The organism is Solidesulfovibrio aerotolerans (genome assembly GCF_009856865.1).
Classification (GTDB): domain Bacteria; phylum Desulfobacterota; class Desulfovibrionia; order Desulfovibrionales; family Desulfovibrionaceae; genus Solidesulfovibrio; species Solidesulfovibrio aerotolerans.
Genome location: NZ_WVUD01000012.1, coordinates 43873 through 64519, shown reverse-complemented (window position 1 = coordinate 64519; position 20647 = coordinate 43873). Strand labels below are relative to the sequence as shown.

Below are 20647 nucleotides of genomic sequence, written 5' to 3'. Positions count from 1 at the left end.
CCTTGCCCGGATCAATAACCATGCTTACTAAGAAAGAACCGCCGCATTACCTCGGGCACCGCCGCCGGCTCAAGGATCGGTTGATGGACAATCCGCGCGCTTTGGCGGACTACGAGGTGTTGGAAATCGTTCTGGGCTACGTCAACGTGCGCCGCGACAACAAACCGCTGGCCAAAGAGCTTTTGCGACGCTTCGGCAACGTGCGCGGCGTCTTGACGGCCCGGCTCGAGGAAATGCGCGACATCCCGGGGTTTGGCCCGGGAGCCGAGGAATTTTTGACCCTGTGGCGCGAGGTCTGGGCCAGATTCCACGAGCAGCCGTTGCGCGACCGGGTGGTGCTTAACAGCCCCGAGATCGTGGCCGAAATGGCCCGCTCGCGCATTGGCGTGAAAGAGCACGAGGAATTCTGGATGGCCCTGGTGGACAACAAGAACCGGCTGGTCGGCTGGGAACAGGTGAGCAAGGGCACGGTGGATCAGGCGGCCGTCTATCCCCGGGAGGTCATAAGCATCGCCCTGCGCCACAAGGCCGGCGGGGTGATCCTGGTGCACAACCATCCCGGAGCCGATCCCAGACCCTCGGTGCAGGACGTGGAACTGACCCGGCGCATTGTCAGTGCTGCCCGGGAAATGGACATCCGGGTGCTCGACCATCTGGTTATCACCGAAAATCGCTTTTATAGTTTTCAATCCGAAGGGATGTTATAAGGTCCGGGTGCCGGGCCACGGCAACGCCCCGCCGGTTTTTTGCCTGATGGCAGGCGCAACCCCCAAGGAGCCCCCCCCATGACGGACCACCTGACGCCAAGTCTGCATGCCACTATTTCCGGCAAGGTCCAGGGTGTGTATTTTCGGGCCTGGGTCTACGATCAGGCGGCCAGCCTGGGGCTTGTGGGCTGGGTGCGCAATCTGGCCGACGGCAAGGTGGAAGTGCTGGCCCAGGGAACACCCGAGGCGCTGGCCGCGTTCAAGGAGCGCCTGCCCCAGGGCTCGCCGCTGTCCCGGGTGGACACGGTTGCGGCAGCGATGATCGAATACGACAACGCCTACACGGCTTTTGCCATTCGCAGCTAGAGCCGCGTTCACAAAAAACATTTATGTTTTTTGTGAATAAAAATAATAAATTTACCGTGTTAATGCTTGGTTGACCATAACGCCAATTAGCGAACGCCACACGAGAGCCGCCGCCGGGCAGGCGGCAGCCCGGAATCAAGGCCCGCCCGCGCGCACGCGCCATGTCCCTGAGAGGGAGATTTGGCGCTTGAGAAAAAGAACCGCCCGGCCCGCGCGCGCACGCCATGTCCTGGCCCTGCGCCGCTATGGACGCACAGAAGAGGAGTCATTGCACCATGGAAAAAGAAATCGACCAGCAAGCGGCCCCCGAGGCCCAGGCTCCCGAAGCCGACGCGACCCCGGTGGCTGCCGGGCCTGAGACCGAGGACACCAGCCAACCCGATATCCCGTCTGAACTGCCGGTGTTGCCCGTGCGCGACATCGTGGTCTTTAATTATATGATCCTGCCGCTGTTTGTCGGCCGCGACAAGTCGGTCCAGGCCGTGGACGCGGCCTTAAACGGTTCGCGCTACATCCTGGTCCTCACCCAGAAGGACGAAAAGATCGACGAGCCCGGGGCCGACGACCTCTACCGGGTCGGCACCGTGGGCATGATCATGCGCATGCTCAAAATGCCCGACGGTCGGCTTAAGGTGCTGGTGCAGGGCCTGACCCGCGCCCGGGTGACGGATTTCGTTTCGTCTGATCCGTATCTTTTGGCCAAGGTGGAAGTGCTGGCCGAGCGCGACCCCAAGGAAGCGACCCTGGAGCAGGAAGCCATGATGCGGGCTGCCCGGGAGCAGAGCGAGAAGATTCTGTCGCTTCGCGGCATGGCCTCGGCTGACATCATGGCTGTGTTAAACAGCGTCAACGAACCGGGCCGGCTGGCCGATCTGGTGGCCTCGAACCTGCGCATGCGGGTGGAGGAAGCCCAGCGGCTGCTGGAATGCGAAGACCCGGTGGAGCGGTTGCGCTTGGTCAACGACCAGCTTGTCAAGGAAGCCGAAGTGGCGACCATGCAGGCCAAGATCCAAAACATGGCCAAAGAGGGCATGGACAAGGCCCAAAAGGACTTTTTCCTGCGCGAGCAGATGAAGGCCATTCGCCGGGAACTGGGCGAGGGCGGCGAGGAGTCCGACGACCTTGAGGAGCTCAAAGAAGCCCTGGACAAGGTGGGCATGCCCAAAGAGGTGAAAAAGGAGACAGACAAGCAGCTCAAGCGCCTTGTCTCCATGCACCCCGATTCCTCCGAAGCCGGGGTCATCCGCACCTATCTCGACTGGATGGTGGAGCTGCCCTGGAAGAAAATGTCCAAGGATCGGCTCGACATCAAGGAAGCCAAGCGCATCCTCGACGAGGACCATTTCGACCTGGAAAAGGTCAAGGAACGCATCCTTGAATACCTGTCGGTGCGCAAGCTCAATCCTGCGATGAAAGGCCCGATCCTGTGCTTTGTGGGGCCTCCGGGCGTGGGCAAGACGTCGCTTGGCCGCTCCATTGCCCGGGCGCTGGGGCGCAAGTTCGTGCGCATGTCGCTGGGCGGTATGCGCGACGAGGCGGAAATTCGGGGCCATCGGCGCACCTACATCGGCTCCATGCCCGGCCGGGTCATTCAGAGCATAAAGCAAGCCGGCACGCGCAATCCGGTCATCATGCTGGACGAAATCGACAAGGTCGGCTCGGACTTTCGGGGCGATCCGTCGTCGGCCCTTTTGGAGGTGCTTGATCCCGAGCAGAACAACACCTTTTCCGACCACTATTTAAACGTGCCCTTTGATTTGTCCAAGGTGATGTTTATCTGTACGGCCAACATGTTGGACACCATCCCGGCCCCGCTGCTGGACCGCATGGAACTGATCCGCCTGCCGGGCTACACCGAGCAGGAGAAGGTCAAGATCGGCCGGCGCTACATCCTGCCGCGCCAGATTGAGGAAAACGGGCTGGCCCCGGCCGACGTGTCCATTTCCGATCTGGTGCTGGCCCGGGTGATCCGCGACTACACCCGCGAGGCCGGGCTGCGCAATTTCGAGCGCGAGGTCGGTTCGGTGTGCCGCAAGCTGGCCCGGCGCAAGGCCGAGGGCGAGGAACCGCCATTTCGGGTGACGGCGGCGGCGCTGGAAAAGCTGTTGGGACCGGCCCGGTTCATGGACGACGAGCGCGAGGCCGATCTGCCGCCGGGCGTGGCTGTCGGGCTGGCCTGGACGCCGGTGGGCGGGGTGCTGCTGCACATCGAGGCAGCCACCACGCCGGGCAAGGGCGCGCTGCATCTGACGGGCAAACTTGGCGAGGTGATGAAGGAGTCGGCGCAAGCGGCCATGACCTACGCCAAATCCCGGGCCAAGGAGCTGGGCATCAATTCCGATGCCTTTGAGAAAAACGACATCCACATCCACGTGCCGGCCGGGGCCACGCCCAAGGACGGTCCGTCAGCCGGTGTGACGCTGGTCACGGCGCTCATTTCGCTTTTGACCAACACGCCGGTGTGTAACGACTTGGCCATGACCGGCGAGATCACGCTGCGCGGCCGGGTGCTGCCGGTGGGTGGCATCAAGGAAAAGATCCTGGCGGCGGTTGCCGCCGGCATGAAGCAGGTCATCATCCCGGCCAAGAACATGAAGGATCTGCTCGATATCCCGAAGGATTTGCGCGGTCGCATCAAGGTCATGCCGGTGGAGCGCATCGACGAGGTCTGGCCCCTGGCCTGCGCCAAGCCCGAAGTGGCGGCGGCAGCGGCTGCGGCCATTGACGCCACGCCCGAGCCGGCGGCCAAGCCGCACTAGTCCGGGTGGCACTGGCGAGAAAATGACAAAGGCCGCAGCGGAGACGCTGCGGCCTTAACTTTTGCAATTTTGCGGGGCCGGCACCGCCCGGCTATTTCTTCCCAATCAGCGCAATGACGGCCTGGAAGCATTCGGCCAAGGTCTGGCTCTCGGCCACGGCCTGGCGCAGGAAGGTGTTGATCGGGCCGATCATGTCGATGGCCCGGTCGATCTCGGGGTTGGCCCCCCGGGAATAGGCCCCGATGTTGACCATGTCTTCCACCCGGCGATAGGTGGCCAGCAGGCGGATCAGTTCGCGGGAAGCGGTCAGGGCGTCGGCAGGCGTGACATCGGAACGCAGACGGCTGATGCTTTTGAGCACATCAATGGCCGGGAAATGGCCCTGGTCGGCCAGATCGCGGGTCAAAACGATATGCCCGTCAAGAATCGAACGCACGGCGTCGGCAATGGGCTCGTTGAAATCGTCGCCGTCAACCAGCACGGTGTAGATGCCGGTGATGCTGCCAAGGGCGTTGCGCCCGGCCCGCTCCAAGAGCTTGGGCAACTGGGCGAACACCGAAGGCGTATAGCCGCGCGTGGTCGGCGGCTCGCCAGCGGCCAGACCGACCTCGCGCCCGGCCATGGCGAAACGGGTGACCGAGTCCATCATCAAAATGACGTCAGCCCCCTCGTCGCGGAAAAATTCGGCCATGGACGTGGCCGCATAGGCGGCGCGCATGCGGATGAGCGGACTTTGATCCGAGGTGGCCACCACCACAACCGATCGGGCCATGCCCTCGGGGCCGAGATCTTTTTCGATAAATTCGCGCAGTTCGCGGCCGCGCTCGCCAACCAGGCCGATGACGTTGATGTCGGCCTTGGTGTTGCGGGCGATCATACCCATAAGCGTCGATTTTCCGACGCCCGAACCGGCCATGATGCCCACCCGCTGGCCTTTGCCAAGGGTTAAGCAGCCGTTAATGGCGCGCACGCCCACGTCCATGGGGTCGCAGATGCGCGGCCGTTCCATGGGCGGCGGGGCCGGGGCGAAAATCGGATTGAAGCGGCGCGGGGCAATGGGCTCGCCGTTGTCGATGGGGTTGCCAAAGGCGTCGATGACCCGGCCCAGATAACGCCGGCCGACAGGAAACAGCGGCGGGGTGCTGGTGTTGCGGATAAGCGTCCCGGGCGCGATGCCGCGCAGATCGCCGTAGGGCATAAACAGGCAGGCGCCGTCGCGAAACCCCACCACCTCGGCCGGCACTTCGCTCCCCGGGGAGCCGTCGCCCGGCAGCATGTGGCACACCGCCCCGACCGGGGCGCGAATGCCGCGCCCTTCGGCAATAAGCCCGACGACCTTGGACACCTTGCCGTAGGTCTTCATGGGCTGCATGGCCTCAAGGAGTGCTATGCCCCCGGCGGCGTCAACCGTTGCCATGGCCGTCCCCGGGGAGGCCTTCGGGGCCGTCTTCGCCGGACGCTTCGGCAGCGTTTAGATGGGCGAACACGGTCTCGACCTCGGCAAACCGGCTGGCGATGGTGTTGTCAACCAACCCTTCGGGATATTCGAGATAGAGGCTGCCTGGAATGAAGGCGGGATTAACCCGCACCGACACCCGATGCAGATTAGGCCGTTCGGCCTTGGCCCGCACGAGCAGTTCGCGCAAAAGCGCTTCGTCTTCGGGATGGACGGTCAGCGTGGGTTCGGCCTTGGCGTCAATGGCTTCCAGGGCCTCATGGAGCAGATTGGCCAGGATCTCCTGGCGGCGAAAGTCGATGCTGACATTGACGGTGCGCTCCACCGCCAGACGCAGCAGTGTCAAAAATTCCTCGCGCTGGAGATGCCACAGGCGGTCGCGTTCGCCGGCCAGTGTTTCGACCATGCCGCCAAAAGAGGCGGCCATGCGGGCCATCTCGGCCTCGGCCGCAGCCTCGGCGGCTTCGGTTGCGGCGGCATGGCCCTCGGCGTGGCCCTGGGCGTAGCCGTCGGCCTGGGCTTGCACCCGCAGGCGCTCGGCCTCGGCCAGGGCTTCGGCAATGATGGCTTGGGCCTTGGCCGAAGCCCTGGTCCGCAGGCGATCCCAGAAGCGGGCCTCGACTTTTTCCAGCTCTTCGGGCGACCGGTGGGCTTCCAGCTCGGCCACGGTGGTTTCGCCCGGACCGGCCAGACCCGGTCCGAGAATGACCCGTCCGGTGAGGACGGCGGTTTGCTCCCCGTCAGACGAAGACATCCCCGCCTCCGCGACCGATGGCGATCTTGCCCTCGGCCTCCAGACGCCGCACGGTCTTGACCACATTCTGCTGGGCGCCTTCCACTTCGGCCAAGCGGATGGGGCCCATGATTTCCAGGTCTTCCTGGATCATGTTGGCGGCGCGTTCGGACAGGTTTTTAAAGAACTTGTCGCGTAATTCTTCGGAAGCACCCTTTAGGGCCTGGGTCAGCTCCTCGTTGGAGACTTCCTTGAGCAGTTCGCGGATAGCCCGGTCGTCCAGGGCCTTTATATCCTCGAAGACGAACATGAGGTTGCGGATGTCCTCGGCCGTCTGGGCGGATTCTTCCTCGATCTCGGAGAGCACTTCTTCTTCGGTGGCCCGGTCCACGGCGTTGAGGATTTCGGCCACGGCCGTTATGCCGCCGACCTTCTTGCCTTCCTTGCCGCCCATGGCGATGAGCTGGTTTTGCAGCACCTTGTCCACTTCCATGAGCATATCTTCGGCCACGGCTTCGAGCTTGGACAGGCGCATGAGCACCTCGGCCCGAACACCGGAGGGCAGATTCTGGAGCAGCTCGGCCGCCTGCTCGGGGTGCAGATGCCCGAGAATAAGGGCCAGGGTCTGGGGATGCTCGTTGCGAAGGATCTGGGCCAGGATGCGCGGGGAGACGTTGCCCAGTTCCTGGAAGGGGGTCGGGCCGGTGTCGAGTTCCAGCGACTCCATGATATATTTGGCCGTGTCGGAATCAAGGGTCTTGGACAACAGCCGGCGCACCTGATCCGGGCCGCCCGTGACCATGTCGCGGCTGACCTGCAAGGCGTCGTTGAATTCGTAGACCACCGCCTCGACCTGTTCCTTGGGCACGGTCTCGATGTCCATCATGGCCTTGGAGATGGTGGCGATTTCGCGACGGTCCAGGCGTTTGAACACCTCGCCGGCGAACTTTTCACCAAGGGCCAGACACAGTACGGCGGTCTTTTGCGGACCGGTCATCGTGGAGGGCATGCGGGTTTAGGCCTCCTGCTTGAGCCAGGACTTGAGCAGCGAGATGGACTGCTCCATGTTTTCTTCAAAAAGTTGCAGCGCCTGGTGCTTGGCCAGTTCGAACTGCCGACCCGGCTCCAACAGGGCTGCCGCGTCCTCGCTTTCCTCGGCCTCGGCCAGAGCCAGCCGGGCTTCACCTTCGGGCAGACGTTCCAAGGTTTCGATCTCCTCTTCAGTGACCCGGGGCCGGATCAGCGCCAGCACCACCGGCCGTACGACCAGGATAAGGAACAGAAAGATCAGCAGGCCGTTGATGAAAGGCTTGCCCAGACGCTGGGCGTATTCCATCATGGTCTGGAGCAGGCTCGGTTCCAGCGAGGCGTCGGGCGGGCCGAACTCGAAGCTCGACACCTGGATCTCGTCGCCGCGCGCGCTGTCCAGGCCGCAGGCCCGGGACACGATCTGCTTGATGCGCTCCAGTTCTTCGGCCGGGCGGGGAATATACTTGTACGTGCCCGAACCTTCAACCTTCTCGTACGTCCCGTCAACGATAACCGCAATGGACTGCCGCTTCATCTCGCCAACCGGGTTGACGATGTTTTGTTCTTCCTTGTTTATCTCGTAGTTGGTGGTCTTGTTTTCCCGGCTGGACTTCTGGGTGGATTCGGTACCGGAATAGCCTTCGCCCCGGAAATTGGTGTTGGGCACGGCCTGGCCGCCGCCGCGCGGGGTGGTGGTGGCACCCGAGGCGTCCACGGCAGCGGAACCGGAGGTGGATTCATCGCTTTTTTGCTCACTGCGCACCACGGTGGCGTTGGGGTCATACATTTCCTTGCGGGTGGTGCGCTGGGCAAAATCCAGTTCCACATTGACCTTGGCCAAAGACCGGCCCGGGCCGAGGATGGGGGTGAGAATCTGTTCGAGGCGGTTTTCCAGGTTGGATTCGACCGTGTTTTTGTATTCGAACTGGGTGGTGGTCATCCCGTCCAGGCCGCCTTCGCCACGCGGCTGGTACAGGGACTGGCCGGTGGTGTCGGTGACGGTGATGTGTTCCGGGGTGAGGCCTTCCACGGACATGGCCACCAGATTGACGATGCCCAGCAATTGCTTGGCGTCAAGTTTTTGGCCCTTGCGCAGGGTCAGGACCACCGAGGCCGTGGCCTTTTTCTGCTCTTCGATAAAAAGGCTCTTCTGGGGCAGCACCAGATGGACGCGGGTCTTTTCCACCTGGGGAAATTCGCTGATGGTGCGGGACAGTTCGCCTTGCAGGGCGCGCGTGTAGTTGATGCGCTGCACGAAGTCGGTCTGGCCCACTTTGAGTTCGTCAAAAAGCTCGAAGCCGATGCCCTGGCCGCGCATGACGCCTTCGCCGGCCACCTTGAGGCGCTGTTCGTACACGGCCTCGGCCGGCACCAGCACGGTGGTTCCGTTGTCGCGCAGCTCGTAGGGCGTCTTGGAGGCCTTGAGCAGTCCCACCACCCGGGAGGCGTCTTCCTGGCCCATATTGGTATAAAGGACGCGCATATCCGGCTGGTTGAGGAAGATGAGCATCACGCCGAAGGCGATGACCAGGGAGGCGGACAAGCCGACCAGAAGGATGCGTTGGGCAGCCGATCGATTGGACCAGTACTGGATGAGTTTCTCGAAGTGCTGCTTCACAAAGTCAGGCATGGCGGTTCTCCTGGCGGGCTTCGTTTAAGGCGGCTCTAGCAGGAATCGGGCCTAGAATTGGATTTTGACCAATTCGCGGTAGGCGTCGAGAACCTTGCCGCGCACGGCCGTGGTCATCTGCATGGCCGTGCTGGCCTTTTGCAGATTGATCATCAGCTCATGGACGTTCTCGCTCTTGCCTGAAACAAAGGATTCGACCATGCCGGCCTTTTGATTTTGCATGTCATTGACGCGCGTTACGGAGTCGAGCAGCGTCTGGCCGAAGCCTTCGGCCGGGGCGGCCGGCTTGGCCAGGGAGCGCGACACCTTCGACGAGATGCCCTGGGACTGGCCCATGGCGTTTTGGTAGGCGGACAGGGCGAGCGGTGGGATGGCCATGGTGCTTCTCCGTTAACGCCCGATTTCCAGGGCTTTGTTGAACATGTTTTTGACGGTGCCGACGGATGAGCTTGACGCTTCGTAGCTGCGCATGGCCGTGATCATGTTGGCCATCTCCTCAACCACGTTGATGTCGGGATAGGCGACGTAGCCGTCGGCGTTGGCGTCGGGATGGCCCGGCTCGTACTGCATGCGAAACGGCCGGTTGTCGTCGACCATGCCCGTCACCTTGACTCCGGCCAGGTCGCGGTCCATGGCCGTTTTCATGGCGCTGGAAAACGGGCTGTCCACCGGGGTCGATTCCAGCATGACGGACTTGCGCACGTAAGGCCCGCCGCCGTTGACCGTCCTGGTGGTCTTGATATTGGCCAGGTTCATGGAGATGGTGTTCATCGTGGTCCGCTGGGCCGACATGCCCGACGAACCGATGTCCAGCGCGGTAAAGAGATCCATGCTACTTGCCTCCGTCGATGATGACCTTTTGCAGACCTTCGAAATCTCTCTTTGCCAGGTCGGCCAGGGCGTTGTACATCAACGTGTTTTTGGCCATGACCGTCATTTCCTTTTCCATATTGACGCTGTCCAGGCCCTGGACCACCCGGGGCTTCCACCCCATCTCCAGATCGCCTTCAAAGCCTGCGGCGTTAAAAACCGTGGGCAGATGGCCGCCGCTGGTGCGGGTCATCTTGCCCTTGTCGTTGGTATTGAGCGCCGACTGGAGTTCCTTTTCAAAATCCAGGGAGCGGGCCTTGTAGGCGGGCACGTCCAGGTTGGCCAGATTGGACATGACAAGATTCTGACGCTCCAGGTGCAGGTCCATGACCTTGCCGATCAGCCCGATATTATTTGAAAATATTGTTTTCATTGCGTTTTTCCCTCCGCTTGGGCGGACTGTCCCGGGTGGATTACCCCGGGTTCGCTGCTTCCTAGGGCAAAAAGCGTTCCAGCCGGATCGAACGCGTCGGCGTGTCAGGAATTTTTTTCCGGATATATGTTTCACATTCTAATAAAGCGAAGCGCATTTCCCAAAACCTTCATTGCTGCCAAGGCCCTGGAACGCGGAGGCAGGCGGCAAAAACAGGTTGGCACACCGATTGCTAGACACGCTTCACCTGACAGGTCGCACTGCCAGGCCGGCGAAAGCCGACACGTACCATCTGAGGCGTCGCTGCCAGGCGGCGCGAAACGGCAAGCGCCCAAATCCAGCAAAACGGGCTGCCGCGAATGGAGGGGATGTCATGAGTGGGCAATTGGACTACGAAATCAACAAGGAACTCGGCGAGTGTTATCTGTTCATGGGCGACCTGGACAAAGCCGAAGAGTATTACGGCAAGGCCATGACCAATAACGGCATCCATCCCGACCCCTATCTGGGTCTGGCCACCATCGCCGTCCAGCGCGGCCAGCTCGACGATGCCATGCTGCTCTACCGCAAGGCCTCCTCCATCGAGGCCGACGACCGGTCCCTGTCGGGCATGGCGCTGATCGAAATGGAGCGTGGCGAGACTGCCGAGGCCTTCACCCATTTCAAGGGTGCCCTGGCGAAAAATCCTGAAAACCTCGTGGCCCTTTTCGGCCTCGTGCGGCTGGCCCATGCCGACGCACGTCTGGGGGAAGTCCTGCCCTATTTGCAGGATTACCTCGCCCTGGACCCCATCAAGCACGAGGTGCGCTTCACCCTGGCCGGCTGTCTGGTCAATCTCGGCCGCCACACCGAAGCCGGCAACGAACTGGATCAGATCCTGTTGCAGGATCCGGCCAATGCTGCCGCCAGGGAACTGGCCGAGGAACTCAAGCGGGTCGCCGCCTAGCTTTCTCGCCCTATACGCGGCATCCCTTTGCGACGTCCGGCCGAAGACCCGTCAGCGGCCGGACGTCCCGACCAGGAGCGCCCCGCGCCCTTGCCAAGCCGGCCGGGTTGTGGCACCTCGCCTGAAAAAAGCGAGGTCCAGCATGGATTTTTTGCCAATCAAACGGGCGCTGTTAAGCGTCACGGACAAGACCGGTCTGCCTGAACTGGCCCGGTTCCTGTCCGCTGCCGGGGTCGAACTGGTCTCCACCGGCGGCACCCGCAAACTGCTCATGGAAGCGGGGCTGCCCGTGACCTCCGTCAGCGACGTGACCGGGTTTCCCGAAATCTTAAACGGCCGAGTCAAAACCCTGCACCCCAACGTCCACGGCGGCATCCTGGCCGACAAGGACAATCCCGAACACCTGGCCACCCTTGCCAAACACGGCATCGCCGCCTTTGACATGGTGGTGGTCAATCTCTACGCCTTCGGCAAGGCCCTGGAGAAAAAACTGCCCCTGCCCGAAATGGTGGAGCAGATCGATATCGGCGGCCCGACCCTGCTGCGCGCTTCTGCCAAAAATTTCGCCTCCATCCTGGTGGTGCCGGACCCGGCTTTCTATGCCGAAGTCATGGACGCCCTGGCCGGAAACACCATGCAGGCCCCGCTGGCCCTGCGCCAAAAAACCGCCGCCGCCACCTTCCGCCAGACCAGCACCTACGACGACGCCATCGCCACGTACTTGGCTGATGCCTAAGAGGGGGGAGAGCGGAAGAGGCAGGAGAGGCAGAAGAGGCCTCCGGCGGCCGGGGGGATGATCCCCCCGGACCCCTGCACTTGGAGAAGTTAATAAGGGGGGGCGAAGCGGCAAACGCTCCCCTTAAATCCCTGCCTTCCAGGAGGGATTCCAAAGGGCTCAGCCCTTTGGCCGCCGGAGGCACTCTTTTGAGCCTCACACCGCCACATCCCGCAGGCTTGCCACAACACACAGCATTTTGTGTCGTATTTTACCATAGCGACTCTGAACCGGGCTGCACACCACTGCTCCATGTCTCTGTCCATCTTGGGCCGGGCCACTCCACGGCCTCAATGCGGCCGGCTCCAGATTTGCAAAGGCTGCACTTGCGGCCTGGCATTGCGTTGCGCCCTGTCAGAAGAGAGAAATCACTTTTTACAGAATTGGAAGAATATCCTCCCTGGAGGCAGGCCAAATAGGTTGCCAGAGTAATCACTTTTCACAGCGAGCCGATAGACATGGTGCCGGTCTTGTGACATATATATAAATAATGTCATGTGGCTTTGTTGTGCCACGCCGGAACTCTCGTCTGGAGGGAACGCTATGCGTCTTTCACTTCGCGCCAAATTTTTTGCACCGATCCTCGGCATTGTCGTCATCGGCATGGCGGCTTTGGTCATTTGCAACGACCGCTCCGTCAAATCGGCCTTCAAGCAGGTCGAAAGCCAGTCCATGGTCCTTTTGGACCAGGCGATGCTCAAGGAGGTGGCCGGCTCGGTGACGGACAACCTCGCCCTCCTGGCCAGTTTCGCCAAAACGCCGCAACTCGTCGCCGCAGCCCAAGGGCAGAGCGCCGCCGAGGCCAACGCCTTGCTCACCACCCTGGTCAAAGGCATGGTTGGCGTGGATTACGCCAATGTCTTCGACCTCAAAGGGTTGGCCACAGCCTCCACCAATCCAGCCGCCATCGGCAAGGTCAATGTGGCCGACCGGGACTATTTTGCCGCTGTGGTCCGGGACACCAAGACCGACGTGGTGTCCAAGGCCCTTATCAGCCGCACCACCGGCAAAGCCGCCGTGGTGCTGGCCCAGCCTATCCGCGACGGGGCCGGCAAACTCGTTGGCCTGATCAACTGCGGTATGGATCTCGAATCGCTGACCGCCGATCTGGCCGCGACCAAGATCGGCCAGACCGGCTATGCCTTTATCCTCGACGCCCAGGGTATGATCCTGGCCCATCCCGACAAGTCGCTGCTCATGAAGACGGATTTCGCCGCCACCGACATCGGCAAGCGCATTCTGGCCACCACCGGCAACGCGGTCCTGGACTACAGCGATGCTTCCGGTGACCATCTGGCCGCCGTCGCCTTTGATGCCAAAACCGGCTGGCGTGTCGTTGTTGAAGCGCCGCTGGCGGAATTTCGCGCCTATGCCGACGCGGCCACCCGGCAAAATGCCGGCATCGCCCTGGCTGTCACCCTGGCCATTCTGGCTGCCGTTTTCATGCTGCTTAATGTCGCGGTCCTGGGCAAGCTGCGGGCCTGCATGGACTTCGCCGCCGCCGTGGCCAAGGGCGACCACGGACAGCGCCTGCACATTGCCAGTGGCGACGAATTGCAAACGCTTGGCGAGGCTTTAAGCGCCATGAGCGCCAGCATCGAAACCAGCCTGGAAGAAGCCAAAGCCAAGGGTGCGGAAGCCCTGGCCCAGGCCGACCGGGTGTCCACAGCTCTGGAGGAGGCCCGGCAAGCCAACGAGCAGGCTGAAACTGCCAAAAGCCAGGGGTTGGCCATGGCCGCCGACCGCCTGCAAGGCGTCATGGACACCCTGACCGGCGTGGCCGAGCAGCTTTCCCGGGAAATTGCCACGGTTTCCACCTCGGTGGGCGAGCAGGAGCGCCGCACCACCGAAACCGCCACGGCCATGGAAGAGATGAACGCCACGGTGCTGGAAGTGGCCAAGAATGCCGCCGCCGCTTCGACCAAGGCCGACGACGCCCGGGCCCAGGCCGTCAATGGCCGCACGGTGGTGGAAAAATCCATCGCCGCCATCAGCCGCGTGGACGCGGTATCCCGCGAGGTCAAGGCCGGCATGGACGAACTCGGGGCCAAGGCGCAGGCCATCGGGACCATCATGAACGTCATTTCCGACATCGCCGACCAGACCAACCTGCTGGCCTTAAACGCCGCCATCGAGGCGGCCCGGGCCGGCGATGCCGGCCGGGGCTTTGCCGTGGTGGCCGATGAGGTGCGCAAGCTGGCTGAAAAGACCATGACCGCCACCAAGGAAGTGGGTGCCTCCATCGGGGCCATCCAGATCGGTGCCCGGGACAGCATGGCCAAGGTGGACGAAGCGACCCGGGCCGTGGCTGACGCCACCGAATTGGCCGGCGCTTCGGAAACGGCCCTGGCCCAGATCGTGGCCCTGGTGGACGAGACGTCGGCCCAGGTCCAGGGCATTGCCACGGCGGCCGAGGAGCAGTCGGCCACCAGCGAAGAGATCAACCGGGCCGAAGAGGAAGTCAGCCGCCTGTCCTCGGAGATCGCCCAGGGTATGCGGGAATCGGCCGGTGTGGTGGAGGATCTGACGCGGCAGGTGGACGGCCTGGAAGATCTGGTGGCGGCGTTTCGCAGCAACAGCCTCGGCGAAGGCCGCTAGCCGCAGTCGTTTCCATCGCCCTTGCGCCCCTGTTCCAGCCAAACGACGCTACGACCCCTTGCCGGAGGGGCGGCTAGCGCGCTACAGGCATGCCGTTCGGTAATTCTTGTACTGCCCGGTCGCCGCGTCTGCGGCACTGCCCCTCCAACAAAAAGGATTCGCCATAGCTGCCAAGGTCGTCGGCAACGTGATCGGACTGAAACCCAGTCAGGTCAAAGCATTGGAACGTTTGGGAACGCGGCGCTATCCCGCTGTCGGCGGCTATACCGTCGATCAGGCCCGGGAACTGGCCGCCATCGCCTACGGCATCGGTCGTCAGGTCGGCTTGCTCATTGATCGCAAAGGCCGCCCGGCCCACATCATCGTCGGCAATCAAAAGGGCATCCTCATCCCCGAACTCGACCGGGCGCGCTTAAGCTCCGGCCGGTTGCGCGGGCTGCGCCTGCTCCACGTCCATCTGGCCGGCGAGCCGCTCAATGAAGAAGATTTGACCGACATGCTCTTTTTGCGCCTGGACTCCGTGGCGGCGCTGACCATCGACGGTCTGGCCGCGCCTGTGGCGCTGCATGTAGCCCATCTGCTGCCGCCCGGAGCCGGCGACGCGCCCTACGACGTGCTGCCGCCGCGTCCGTTTGACCGGGTGGACGAGGATTTTACCGCCCTGGCCGAGGCCCTGGAAGCCGAACTGGCCCGCGAAGGCGAGCGCATCGACACCCCGGGCAAATCCGCTTCGGGCCGCGAGCGCGCCGTGTTGGTCAGCGTGGCCAGCACCCCCAAGCCCGTCCAGGAAGCCTCCCTGGACGAGTTGGCCGCCCTGGCCGACACGGCCGGGTTGGATATTGCCGAGCGGGTGGTGCAGCGCGTGGCCACGGTCAATCCGAAATTTTTGCTCGGCAAGGGCAAACTGGCCGAGATCGAGATTGCGGCCTTGCGGGCCGGGGCTTCGCTGCTGGTCTTTGACGGCGAACTGTCGCCGTCCCAGATCCGCAACCTGGCCGAGGTGACCCAACTGCGGGTCATCGACCGCACCCAGTTGATCCTCGACATTTTTGCCCAGCACGCCGCCACCCGCTCGGGCAAGCTGCAAGTGGAAATGGCCCAGCTTAAATATTTGCAACCGCGTCTGGTGCGCCAGGACCGGGCCATGTCGCGGCTCATGGGCGGCATTGGCGGCCGGGGACCGGGCGAAACCAAGCTCGAAGTGGATCGGCGGCGCATTCGCGAACGCATCGGGCGCATCAAGGATGAACTCAAGGAATTGCGCAAACGCCGGGCCGCCGCCCGGGCCGGCCGGGCCAGGGCCGGACTGCCGGTGGTGTCGCTTGTCGGCTATACCAACGCCGGCAAATCAACGCTGCTCAATACCCTGACCGGCAGCGCCGTTTTGGCCGAAAACCGCCTGTTCGCCACCCTCGATCCGACCAGCCGCCGGCTGCGCTTTCCCAGCGACCACGAGATAATCCTGACCGACACGGTGGGGTTTATCCGCGAACTGCCCAAGGAGCTCAAAGAAGCCTTTCGGGCCACGCTGGAAGAACTGGAAGCAGCGGATCTGCTCGTTGCCGTGGCTGACGCCTCCCATCCCGAGGTGGAGGCCCAAGCCGCCGCCGTGGCCGATATCCTGCAAGAGATGGAGCTTGGCGACGTGCCGCGCCTGTTCGTGCTCAACAAGTGGGATTCCGTGCCCGAGGAATTACGTGGTGCGTTGCGAAATGTCTTTCCCGAAGCCATAACGCTCTCGGCCAAGACCCGCGAGGGCCTAAGTGAACTGACCGGTGCCATCCTGGACCGGGTGCGCAGCGGGCCGGGCGCGCGGGTGACGCGAAACAATGCCACCGGGGCCGAAGAAGCCGAGGCTGGGCCGGCAGACGCTGTCCCGTACGCCGTCCCGGACCCGGACGAGGCGCTTATCGACTAATTGGCGGCAGCCGGCTGCGGCGCGCCGGTCCCCAGGCACCCCTCCAGGAATTCACGAATCAATTTCCAGTACATAGGATTATCAAGAAGGTTGTTGTGGCTGGCCCCGATAATGGTCTCGACCGCTTTGGGGCCGGGCCAGACCTCGGCCAACCGCTTCGCGTGGAGTGGCGGGATGAGCGTGTCGTCCCCGGCAATGAGGAACAGCGCCGGTGCCGTGACCCGGGCTGCATCCGGGGCCACGTCAAAGGGATGCTTCAGAAGCAGGCGCACCGGGGCGAACGGGTGGCTGCCCTGGCCCACGGCAGCCAGGGAATCATACGGCGTCACCAAAATGACCCCGGCAACCGGCCGGTTGCCGGCGACATACGCCGCCACACCCGAACCCAGACTGCGGCCCATGACCACAATGCGGCCATCCGGCCCGAGTTTTTTAAGCAGCGCATCGTACACAGCCAGCGCGTCAGCCTTGACCAGCGCTTCCGTCGGCTTGCCATCGGAAGTGCCGTAGCCCCGATAGTCCACCCCGGCCACCGTGTAGGCGCTCAACTCATTGGGCGACCACAGGAAAAACCCGGTCTGCTCCTCGGCGTTGCCGGCAAAATAAAGCACCGCCGGCTGGAGCCGGCCGTCACGCCGGCGCGGCAGATAATAGCCGTGAAGCCCTGTCCCGTCGGCCGCCGTGACGTCAAACGCTTCCAATTGCTTGTAATACTGCTTGATGTCTGCGGTCCGGGCCGGGTTGGCCACCCGGCCCGGAAAGACCATGGCGTCCTGGCCCACATACAGCAGCGTGAGGTAGCCACAATAGGCCAACATGGCGGCAATACAGGCAACAGCAACGTATTTCATGGCGCTCCCGGACAGTGGGTGAGGATGAGGGTGAGGGAATAAGGGGGGATGCCTCCGGCGGCCGGGGGCCTGAGGCCCCCGGACCCCCCAAAGGGGTGAAGGGGGAACGGCGTTGCCCCGGCGGTGGACTTTTGTAGCGTCAAAGAGTGCCTCCGGCGGCCAAAGGGGTGGCCCCTTTGGAATCCCTCCTGGAAGGCAGGGGTTATAGGGGAGCGTCTGCCGCTTCACCCTCCCCTTAAAAACTTCTCCCGTCGGGGGGTCCGGGGGGATCATCCCCCCGGCCGCCGGAGGCATCTTCTGCCTTCTCTTCCCTTCTCTCGCCTAACGGCCGCGGGCCTGGTAGCGGTTGATGCGGCGTTCGAGGTAGCGGGAGAATTCCGTTAAGCAGTAGCAGATGACGAAATAGAGCAGGGCGATGGTGATGAAAATTTCCGTGGGTGCGGTGAGCGTGCGGTTGTTGACTTGCGTTGCGGCCTTGGTCAGTTCGTTCACACCGATGATAAAGGCCAGGGAGGTGTCTTTGGTCAAGGAAACGAACTGGTTGACGAAGGACGGGATCATATTGAAGAGCGCCTGGGGCAGGATGATAAAGATCATGGCCTGCACATGGGACAGGCCCGAGCCTCGGGCGGCCTCCATCTGGCCTTTGGGCAGGGCCTCGACGCCGGCGCGCACGATTTCGGCGATGTAGGCGCTGGTGAAAACGATCAGGGCAATGAGCGCGCTTTCGGCTTCGGGCAGGGTGTGGCCAAAGACCACCGGTGCCAGGAAATAAAACCAGAAGACGACCATGAGCAGCGGCGTGCCCCGGATGATTTCGATGAAAAACATAGCCGGCCAGCGCAGGCGACGCCGTTTGGAGATGCGCATGAGGCCGCAGCCCAGCCCCAGCCAGAAGGCACCGAAGATGCCGCCGACGGCCAGGATGACGGTCATGGCCAGCCCGCCCAGTGGTCCCTGGGGGTAGGCACCGATGAGGAGGTAGTCTAAATTTTTATAAACCGTGTCCCAATGCATCGTCAGCCTCCTACCGTGACCGCACGTGCAGCACGTAGCGGTTATAGAGGTTGACGGAGAAGGAGACGATCAAGGAAATCGTGAGATACATCAGCGTGGACACGGTGAAGGCCTCGAAACCGTGGAAGGTGTGGGCCTCGATTTGTCGGGCCATGTAGGTCAGATCCATGACGCCGATGGTCATGACCAGGGACGAGTTTTTGATGAGATTGAGAAACTGGGAAATCAGTGGCGGGATGATGACCCGAAAGGCTTGGGGCAAGATCACGTAGGCCATGGCCTGGAGAAAGGACAGGCCGCAGGCCCGGGAGGCTTCGAGCTGGTTTTTGGGGATGGAGAAGATGCCGGACCGGATTTCTTCGGCGATAAAGGCGGCGGTGTAGACGGTCAGCGCAATGACGCCGCAGGCGAATTCGAAGTCGCGGGCGTAGAGCCACTCGTTCACAGCGTCCGGGAGCACGCTGTAAGAGCCGAAATACCAGAAAAAAATCTGTACCAGCAAGGGCGTGTTGCGGAAAAATTCCGTGAACGAGGCCGCCAGCCAGACCAGCGGGCGCACCTTGGACAGCCGCAAAACAGCCACCAGCGTGCCCAGGGCCAGAGACAGCACGATGGCAATGCCGGAGATGCGCAGGGTGACGTCCAGCCCCGAGAGCAGCCACTGGCCGTATTCCCCGCTGACCACCTGTCCGAAATCGAATTGATACGCCAAGAGTCTTCCCCACGAACCGGCCGGAGCGGACTCCGGCGCAAGGGCGGCCGGAGGGGCAATCCCCCCGGCCGCGCGGCAAAGTATACGTCAGGCGGCCTCGTCTACGGCCACAACTCCATCTTCCAGGTCAGCGGGATATAGTCCTTGGTGTCCTTGCCGAACCACTTGTCGTAGATCTTTTGGTATTCGCCCTTGGTCCACATGTCCATGAGCGCCAGGTTGACGAAATCGCGGAACTTGGAATCATTTTCCGCAACACCCAGGCCGTAGGGTTCGGGGGAGATGTATTCACCCACGATGTCCCAGGCTTCGGGCTTGTCATCGCTGTTTTTGACGCCGACCAGGATGGATTCGTCGGTGGTCATGGCCTGGACCTTGCCCTGCTTAAGGGCCAGGAAGGCTTCGGGGTAGGTCTCAAAGGAGATGACGGTGGTGTCGGGCTGGGCCTTTTTGACATTCTGCTCGGAGGTGGAACCCTTGACGGACCCGACCTTCTTGCCGGCCAGATCGGCCACGGACTTGATGCCGCCGTCTTTTTTGACCAGCAGCTTCTGGCCGGTCATGAAATAGGTGATGGAGAAATCGACCTGATCCTCGCGCTCTTTTTTGTGGGTCATGGTGGCGGCCACGATGTCCACGGCACCCTGGGTGAGCATGGGGATACGGGTGGAGGAGGTCACGGGTTTGAGTTCGAGTTTGACGCCCAGGCGCTCGGCCAGCGCCTGCATGAGGTCGATTTCAAAGCCCACGATCTGGTTGGATTTTTCGTCCACGTAGCCAAAGGGACGCTGGGAATCCTTGACGCCGGCCACAAGGGCTCCACGCGCCTTGATGTCTTCGAGTTTGCCGGCCAGGGCGGGAATGGCCGCAAAAAGGGTGAGCAGGCAGGCAAGAACGGTAAACCGGACTGCAATGCGCATGGAGGCCTCCTTTCTAGGCATTTGAAGGGTTTGCGGGCTATTGCCCGCTTTTTGGGCGCTACAGGATTTCCTTGAGGAAAAGCCGGGTGCGCTCGTGCCGGGGATTGCTGAAGAAATCTGCCGGCGGGGCGCTTTCGAGTATCTGGCCGAAATCCATAAAGACGACCCGGTCGGCCACTTCCCGGGCAAAGCCCATTTCGTGGGTGACGCACAGCATGGTCATGCCGTCGCGAGCCAGGTCTTTCATGACGTTTAAGACTTCGTTGATCATTTCCGGGTCCAGCGCCGAGGTCGGTTCGTCAAAGAGCATGACCTTGGGCCGCATGGCCAGGGCCCGGGCGATGGCCACGCGCTGCTGCTGGCCGCCGGAGAGTTCGGCGGGGAATTTTTTGGCCTGCTCGTGGATGCCGACGCGCTCCAAAAGGGCCAGCCCCAGCTCCTCGGCTTCCTTGCGCGCCATCTTTTTGACCTTGATCGGGGCCAGGGTGATGTTTTTCAGGACCGACAGGTGGGGATAGAGATTGAACTGCTGAAAGACGATGCCGATGTCGCAGCGTAGCTTGTTGACGTCCAGGTCGTCGCCGTGGATATCGTGGCCGTCGAACAGGATGTGCCCTGTCTGGTATTCTTCCAGGCGGTTGACACAGCGGATCAGGGTGGATTTGCCAGACCCTGACGGGCCGCAGATGACGAGCACTTCGCCCTGGTCCACGGAATCCGTGATGCCCTTGAGCACGTGAAAGCTGTCGTACCATTTCTGGACGTTATGAAATTCAATCATGGCCATGGGGGCACCAATTCCTTTGGGCAAAACGCATTCGGTCGCCTCGCGGCGGCCGCAGACGGCAATACGACGAGGCGAATCTGCAATGCACAAAACTGCTTGAATCGAACCCTTTTGTCAATCCGTGCCGGCCGCCGGCAGGGGTTACGCCGGGATGGCGATTACAGATTTGAAAAAAGGGGAACTCCCCCTGGCGCAGCCGC

General features: G+C 62.3%; 19 protein-coding genes. 7 read left to right on the top strand and 12 right to left on the bottom strand.

The genetic code is table 11. The features are described from left to right. Window positions 1–20 precede the first annotated feature (20 nt). The 3 genes from radC (at window position 21) to lon (ending at window position 3832) form a co-directional block, all read left to right on the top strand. On the top strand, window positions 21–707 hold the full coding sequence (radC, locus tag GTA51_RS08915; RefSeq protein WP_160960395.1) for a RadC family protein: 687 nt from the start codon (window positions 21–23) through the stop codon (window positions 705–707). A gap of 78 nt (window positions 708–785) precedes the next feature. Further along, window positions 786–1073 (top strand): acylphosphatase, encoded by a 288-nt coding sequence (locus GTA51_RS08910; protein ID WP_160960394.1) that lies wholly within the window; start codon window positions 786–788, stop codon window positions 1071–1073. A 275-nt stretch (window positions 1074–1348) separates the two neighbouring features. Beyond that, entirely contained in the window at window positions 1349–3832 is a 2484-nt protein-coding gene (gene lon, locus GTA51_RS08905; protein ID WP_160960392.1) for an endopeptidase La, read from the top strand. A 91-nt stretch (window positions 3833–3923) separates the two neighbouring features. On the opposite strand, the gene GTA51_RS08900 is transcribed toward lon, so the two are convergent. The 7 genes from GTA51_RS08900 to flgB are packed head-to-tail and all read right to left on the bottom strand — an operon-like array spanning window position 3924 to window position 9923. Next, complete coding sequence (locus tag GTA51_RS08900; protein WP_160960391.1) at window positions 3924–5249, bottom strand: FliI/YscN family ATPase; 1326 nt, start codon at window positions 5247–5249, stop codon at window positions 3924–3926. Further along, entirely contained in the window at window positions 5236–6042 is an 807-nt protein-coding gene (locus tag GTA51_RS08895) for a FliH/SctL family protein (protein WP_160960389.1), read from the bottom strand. The genes GTA51_RS08900 and GTA51_RS08895 overlap by 14 nt, the downstream gene beginning before the upstream one ends. Next, a complete protein-coding gene (gene fliG / locus GTA51_RS08890; protein ID WP_160960388.1) occupies window positions 6029–7030 on the bottom strand; it encodes a flagellar motor switch protein FliG in 1002 nt (333 codons plus the stop codon). The genes GTA51_RS08895 and fliG overlap by 14 nt, the downstream gene beginning before the upstream one ends. Before the next feature lie 6 nt (window positions 7031–7036). Next, window positions 7037–8680: a flagellar basal-body MS-ring/collar protein FliF gene (gene fliF / locus GTA51_RS08885; RefSeq protein ID WP_160960386.1), complete on the bottom strand. Its 1644-nt coding sequence runs from the start codon at window positions 8678–8680 to the stop codon at window positions 7037–7039. A gap of 51 nt (window positions 8681–8731) precedes the next feature. Continuing rightward, a complete protein-coding gene (gene fliE / locus GTA51_RS08880) occupies window positions 8732–9058 on the bottom strand; it encodes a flagellar hook-basal body complex protein FliE (protein ID WP_160960385.1) in 327 nt (108 codons plus the stop codon). A gap of 12 nt (window positions 9059–9070) precedes the next feature. After that, window positions 9071–9511 (bottom strand): flagellar basal body rod protein FlgC, encoded by a 441-nt coding sequence (gene flgC, locus GTA51_RS08875; RefSeq protein ID WP_160960383.1) that lies wholly within the window; start codon window positions 9509–9511, stop codon window positions 9071–9073. Between the two features lies 1 nt (window position 9512). Next, the gene (flgB, locus tag GTA51_RS08870) at window positions 9513–9923 is read right to left on the bottom strand and encodes a flagellar basal body rod protein FlgB (RefSeq protein ID WP_160960382.1); all 411 of its coding nucleotides are present in this window, start codon (window positions 9921–9923) and stop codon (window positions 9513–9515) included. 373 nt (window positions 9924–10296) lie between these two features. Here flgB and GTA51_RS08865 point away from each other — a divergent pair, with 373 nt between their 5' ends. From GTA51_RS08865 to hflX, 4 genes are all read left to right on the top strand, one after another. Continuing rightward, a complete protein-coding gene (locus GTA51_RS08865; RefSeq protein WP_160960380.1) occupies window positions 10297–10869 on the top strand; it encodes a tetratricopeptide repeat protein in 573 nt (190 codons plus the stop codon). Window positions 10870–11011: 142 nt separating this feature from the next. Next, the gene (locus tag GTA51_RS08860) at window positions 11012–11605 is read left to right on the top strand and encodes an IMP cyclohydrolase (RefSeq protein ID WP_160960379.1); all 594 of its coding nucleotides are present in this window, start codon (window positions 11012–11014) and stop codon (window positions 11603–11605) included. 582 nt (window positions 11606–12187) lie between these two features. After that, window positions 12188–14242, top strand: a complete 2055-nt coding sequence (locus GTA51_RS08855; protein ID WP_160960377.1) for a methyl-accepting chemotaxis protein — start codon at window positions 12188–12190, stop codon at window positions 14240–14242. 196 nt (window positions 14243–14438) lie between these two features. Continuing rightward, window positions 14439–16160 carry a GTPase HflX gene (hflX, locus tag GTA51_RS08850; RefSeq protein ID WP_246198064.1) on the top strand — a complete coding sequence of 574 codons (1722 nt, stop codon included), beginning with the start codon at window positions 14439–14441 and terminating at the stop codon, window positions 16158–16160. Here the strand turns inward: hflX and GTA51_RS08845 are convergent. From GTA51_RS08845 to GTA51_RS08825, 5 genes are all read right to left on the bottom strand, one after another. After that, window positions 16157–17011, bottom strand: a complete 855-nt coding sequence (locus tag GTA51_RS08845; protein ID WP_160960376.1) for an alpha/beta hydrolase — start codon at window positions 17009–17011, stop codon at window positions 16157–16159. The two genes, hflX and GTA51_RS08845, sit on opposite strands and share 4 nt — an antisense overlap. Window positions 17012–17332: 321 nt before the next feature. Beyond that, complete coding sequence (locus GTA51_RS08840; protein ID WP_160960374.1) at window positions 17333–18028, bottom strand: amino acid ABC transporter permease; 696 nt, start codon at window positions 18026–18028, stop codon at window positions 17333–17335. A gap of 10 nt (window positions 18029–18038) precedes the next feature. Next, window positions 18039–18740 carry an amino acid ABC transporter permease gene (locus tag GTA51_RS08835; protein ID WP_160960372.1) on the bottom strand — a complete coding sequence of 234 codons (702 nt, stop codon included), beginning with the start codon at window positions 18738–18740 and terminating at the stop codon, window positions 18039–18041. Between the two features lie 101 nt (window positions 18741–18841). Beyond that, window positions 18842–19660: an ABC transporter substrate-binding protein gene (locus GTA51_RS08830; RefSeq protein WP_160960371.1), complete on the bottom strand. Its 819-nt coding sequence runs from the start codon at window positions 19658–19660 to the stop codon at window positions 18842–18844. A gap of 58 nt (window positions 19661–19718) precedes the next feature. Next, complete coding sequence (locus tag GTA51_RS08825) at window positions 19719–20447, bottom strand: amino acid ABC transporter ATP-binding protein (RefSeq protein ID WP_160960369.1); 729 nt, start codon at window positions 20445–20447, stop codon at window positions 19719–19721. Between the last annotated feature and the right edge of the window lie 200 nt (window positions 20448–20647).